This window comes from Streptomyces sp. SX-6 (assembly GCF_059089585.1).
In genome coordinates this window covers 1-4576 of record NZ_JBTHHU010000071.1, presented here as the reverse complement: position 1 = coordinate 4576, position 4576 = coordinate 1, and the positions used below count along the sequence as shown (strand labels likewise).

Below are 4576 nucleotides of genomic sequence, written 5' to 3'. Positions count from 1 at the left end.
CCCTTTCATGCTCCCGCCCCACCGATCAAAGGTTCCCCAAAGCCTCTCTGACGGTGTGTCAGCTCGCGTCTGACGGGGCGTCAGTTCAGGCATGAGGTCCGTAGTCGGGAAAGCGTGGATGCAAGTGCGGGCCCATCGTTGACGCAGAGGAATCCGGAGGTTCGGACGAATCGCTTGACAGGTCGTCGGACTTTCCGGAACTGGCGGAATTCTCCGGTCTCGGGATCGAGTCGACGGGGAACTTCGAGGGTCCGAGTCGCCTTCACCCAGCGGTGACCACCCCGGCCGGCATTCAGGGAGGGGTCCCAGATCTGGGTTCGAGCGGCGAGCTTCCGGAGTGTTCGACTGATCAACTGGTATTCATCCCAGCTGAGTTCGACCTGTGCCGTGAGGACCTTGAGGCCGCGATAGCCCCAGAAGCGACCGGGTCCCTTTCCCGGTTCCTGCCATGCCTCGGGTACTCGGTTCTGGTATTCCTTGTCCGCGTAGACCCCGTGCTTGGCGAAGTAGACGGCGAGCCGCTTCGGGTCCGAAGTCCGCATACCCTCCGCGTAGTCGACGGAGGTTCCGGCATTCCGGTGCTTGGTCCGTTCTTCCGGATCGGGATGGGCGACGATATCGGCCCATGTATTACTGAGCCATTCGCGGAATTGCATTCCGTCACCAATTGCCTTACGGAATCGGGGTTTTGGGCCCGGGTGAATTCCCGTGTATTCGAAAAGGGATTCCACACGTTTCCATTCCGCCAATTCCTCTTGGTGTTCCTGACGCCTTTTCACTCCGGCAATGCCGACGGGCGGGACGCAGTACAGGTGGTAGTGGGGGGCGCCTCGGTGCTGGAACTCGAACTTCCAGGGGCCGACGAAGGGGACGCCCCAGGCCCGTTCGTAGCGCTTGTAGAAGGCGGTGACATGCCCCTTGGAGGTCTCGCCGTCCGGCGCGACGGTCAGCCAGTCGGCAGGGTAGGTGAGCGTGATCATGGCCGGGATGGCGACGGCGCCGAGGACCGGGGTCCAGTCGAGTTCAGCGAGTCGCCGGATCATGCGGGACCGGGATCGGCGGGACCACTCGGTGATCTCTCGGGTCGACTCGGGTCGGCCGTCGGGGATCTGGCCGGTCGCGGCGAACCAGCTGGCTTCGAGCTCGACGTCGACCCGGCGGCGGCGGGCTTCGCGTTCGAGGGCGCGTTCCCTCTTGGCCATGTCGGGGGCTTCGAGGGACACGACGCCGGGGGCAATGACCAGACGCGGCCGAGGACCCTCGTGGCCGTTCCACGCGGGGGGGCTCTGGAAGAGTCCGGCCGCAGCCGAGACGAGCTCGGGACCGGGGAACGACGGTGCCCAGAGGGCCGAGAGGTCAAGCCCCTGACCTGCGGTTTCGCTTACACGGACAGTTATGGCAGATGTAACAAGCCCAAGCACGGCCGAGGCCGCGCGGCCCTCTCCCGTCCTGCCTCCTGCCTCCGGCCCGGCTGGCCGGGGAGGGCCAAGAGGATCGGCCAGCAGGGGCTTTTCCCCGGCCAGAGTGTCCGCGTCAGGATGACCGCCGAGGGTCTGGCCCTGTACCGTGGTCACGTCTTCTCCGTTCTGAGTCATGCAGGCGACGACCGGACGACACCCGAGGCCCCCGGAGGATCAGTCCAGGGGCCTCAGCGCTGTTCTGGGGCAGTTTCCCGCCCCCGTGGTCCCGGAGGACCCTCGACACTCCGCTAGCGCTTCTGAGACCCGATCAGGGCCCGCACGGTAGCGGCGAGTACGGCCACGGACATGGCGCCGATGGCGAGCGCGACGACGAGGATCGTCAACACGGCGATGGACCAGGTCGCGGCCGCGAGAACGGCGCCGCCGACCAGGACGTAGCGGCCGACCGGTCGAGGTGCGGCGACGAGCTGGACCGGATTGGGCAGAAGCGCCGGCGGGACTTGGCTGGGTCGGTGGTCGAGATGCATGCAGGCGATCCCTTCATCAGGCCGCGCGGTCGGCGGCTTCCTTGGCGAGGGTGAGCTTGGGGGCCGGGAGGGGGCGGACCTCTCCCGCGGCTTCGACGATGGCGTCGGCGATGGTCCAGCAGTGTTCGGCCGGGAGGTACACGGACCGCATCCGGGTCGGCAGGGTGATCCCGGGTACGGAGGCGATGCCGACGCCTTGGGGCATGGTCCGGTCGGCGGCGGTGACCTCCAGGTCGCGGCCGTCGGGGAAGAGGTGGAGGAAGTCCTCGATCGTGTCGACGCGGTGCGAGATGCGGGTCGTGAGGTTGGTCCGGGTCGCGGTGTTGAGGACCGAGGCTTCGAGCTTCTGTCCGAGGAGCCAGACGCGGATGCCGAACTTGTGGCCCTGGGACGTGACGGCCTGGAGCTCGGCGCGGAACCTCTCGGCGAGCTTCTTGTCGCCCCAGTTCGTGTAGTTCGAGACCTCGTCTATCGCCAGCAGGATCAGCGGCATGTCCGGCGTGAAGTCGGTGAGCTTGTCGGTGCGTTGGGCCCAGAAGATGCCCTGCCGTCGTTCCATCTCGGCTCGGAGGCCCTGGAGGATCGCGATCGGTTCCTCGGGCGAGACGGCGGCCGAGACGGTGTGGGCGGTCCGCCACCAGGGAGCGACGGCGCCGAGGTTCGGATCGATGATCACGGTCTGCACATCAGCCATGAGAGCGGCGTGCGCGAGCAAGGTGTTGACGGTGATCGACTTGCCGGACCGGGTAGCACCCTGAATCGCGCCGTGGGTCCCCTTCGCGAGGTTGATCACCACGGGGTCGCCGTCCTCGGTGTACGCGAGGACGATGTCGGAGTCGGCGCGGAGGCTGCCGGGCTTGACCAAGGGCGAGCCGTCGATCGTGGTCAGCTCGGAGGGGATCAGCGCGTCGAGCGGTTCCCGGAGGAAGGCGCGGGCGTTGATGTAGCCCGGCTGGGGCTGCCAGAGCTTGATCCGGATAGCGCCCCACTGGTCGGCGATGTGGTCGCGGACGGCGTCCCAGTCGGCGAGGCCGACGTTGGGGATGGCCTTGGAGTAGGCAACGAAGCCGAAGGGGTCGACCTTGGTGCGGAGCGTCGGCCACACGGTCTCGGGCTTGAGCTGCTTACCGGACGTGTTGGTGATCTGCGCGAAGGTGCCGGGGTGACGCTGAGCGGTCAGGCCGGTCATCTGGCAGAAGCTCTTCCAGGAGCGACGGGCCAGGCGAGCCGTCCAGATGCTGTGACGGGTCGACGGGTCGGCTCGCCAGTAGCGGTAGACGGGGAACGAGTACCGGGCCGCGAGGGCCGCCCCGCCGATGTACGGGGCGGCCTCGATCGCGGTTGCGAGCTGGGTCACTCTCAACTCTCCTTGCTGGCCTTGGAGTTGGCGGCGGCCTGACCCGGCATCGGGGCCGGGATGATGCCGGTCGCCCGGTAGCTGTACTGGAGTCGGCCCTTCTTGCCCTGGCCCTGGTCCTCGACGTACGGAGTGACGGTCAGCCGCTCGAAGGCGATCGGGATGAACGGCAGGCCGGGGATCGGCGAGTCGGGGAGAACCGGCTGGTGGGGGGCGGAGATCTTGACCGCGAAGGACTTCTGCTTGGCGTTGAGCTCGGGGTCGCCGTCGAGGACCGCGACGGACCAGACGGGCTGTCCGACGTGCAGGTCGACTTCCTGTCGGCCGGTGTTCTTGCCGTTCTCGAAGACGGGCACCGGCGACACGTCGCCGGTCGCGTAGCAGCCGTGCGGGAACGCGGTCTCGTGGTGGACGGGGATGCGGGCGCCGGGACGAATCGCCATGGTAGTGAGATCCTTCGTACAGGGTTCCCTCTGTCCGGGAACCGCGATGGGGCCTATAGTGAACCTAGTTCGTTCGGAACGTCAACCCCGTATCAGGAGGAGATCAGGAATGGCCCAGCAGCCGGTACCGGAGGAGATCGAGCGATGGGCACGGAATGCCCTCAATGACGCTTACGTCCAGATGACGCGCGTGACGCCGATCCTCGACCTGCACAAGGGAGATCAGGCGTCCTGGGCCCGGCACCTGATCGAGACGCTTAAGGCCGTCGAGGACCAGTCCAGCCGTGTCCGGCAGTTCCTCGAAGCGTGGTCCGTGACGGACGACGTCTTGCCGCTGGCGACGGTCGCGCGGGCGAGCGGAGTCACCCCGAACGGCATGCGCAAGCGGATCACCTCCCCCGGTGTACAGGAGACTTGGACCGAGGTCCTTCCCGACCGTCAGCCTCCGACAAGCTGATCATTACACCTATCACTGACAGTGAGCCCCCGTCACACCGGTTTCATTCCCGGAGCGGCGGGGGCTTTGTCCTGGCCGGGGCCGAAGCAGCCGCCGCAGGCGGTCGCGGGCGGGGGCGAATTGGGGCCGATGCTTTAGGGAACCTTTAATCGGCGGGGCCCCTCCGGGAGCAAGAAAGGGGGCCGAGTGCCAAACTACGCGGTGAGGGCATCCTGCCCTCTCCATTGGTACAAGTGTAATGGCCCCCTTTCATGCTCCCGCCCCACCGATCAAAGGTTCCCCAAAGCCTCTCTGACGGTGTGTCAGCTCGCGTCTGACGGGGCGTCAGTTCAGGCATGAGGTCCGTAGTCGGGAAAGCGTGGATGCAAGTG

General features: G+C 66.7%; 5 protein-coding genes. 1 reads left to right on the top strand and 4 read right to left on the bottom strand.

All coding sequences use genetic code 11. From position 1 onward, the window contains the following. Nucleotides 1–80 precede the first annotated feature (80 nt). The 4 genes from ACV530_RS36430 to ACV530_RS36415 all read right to left on the bottom strand — a co-directional run bounded on the left by ACV530_RS36430 (nucleotide 81) and on the right by ACV530_RS36415 (nucleotide 3748). A complete protein-coding gene (locus ACV530_RS36430) occupies nucleotides 81–1574 on the bottom strand; it encodes a rolling circle replication-associated protein (protein WP_494337024.1) in 1494 nt (497 codons plus the stop codon). 134 nt (nucleotides 1575–1708) lie between these two features. Further along, nucleotides 1709–1948 carry a hypothetical protein gene (locus ACV530_RS36425; RefSeq protein WP_494337023.1) on the bottom strand — a complete coding sequence of 80 codons (240 nt, stop codon included), beginning with the start codon at nucleotides 1946–1948 and terminating at the stop codon, nucleotides 1709–1711. Nucleotides 1949–1964: 16 nt separating this feature from the next. Then, complete coding sequence (locus tag ACV530_RS36420; RefSeq protein ID WP_494337022.1) at nucleotides 1965–3305, bottom strand: FtsK/SpoIIIE domain-containing protein; 1341 nt, start codon at nucleotides 3303–3305, stop codon at nucleotides 1965–1967. Nucleotides 3306–3307: 2 nt separating this feature from the next. Further along, nucleotides 3308–3748 carry a plasmid replication, integration and excision activator gene (locus tag ACV530_RS36415; RefSeq protein ID WP_494337021.1) on the bottom strand — a complete coding sequence of 147 codons (441 nt, stop codon included), beginning with the start codon at nucleotides 3746–3748 and terminating at the stop codon, nucleotides 3308–3310. A gap of 109 nt (nucleotides 3749–3857) precedes the next feature. Between ACV530_RS36415 and ACV530_RS36410 the strand changes: the two genes are divergently transcribed. Further along, nucleotides 3858–4205 (top strand): hypothetical protein, encoded by a 348-nt coding sequence (locus tag ACV530_RS36410; protein ID WP_494337020.1) that lies wholly within the window; start codon nucleotides 3858–3860, stop codon nucleotides 4203–4205. Nucleotides 4206–4576: the final 371 nt, after the last annotated feature.

Coding starts and splice junctions, on each gene's coding strand:
- ACV530_RS36415 (WP_494337021.1), bottom strand. CDS start 3,748: ATGGCGATTCGTCCCGGCGCCCGCATCCCCGTCCACCACGAGACCGCG.
- ACV530_RS36425 (WP_494337023.1), bottom strand. CDS start 1,948: ATGCATCTCGACCACCGACCCAGCCAAGTCCCGCCGGCGCTTCTGCCC.
- ACV530_RS36410 (WP_494337020.1), top strand. CDS start 3,858: ATGGCCCAGCAGCCGGTACCGGAGGAGATCGAGCGATGGGCACGGAAT.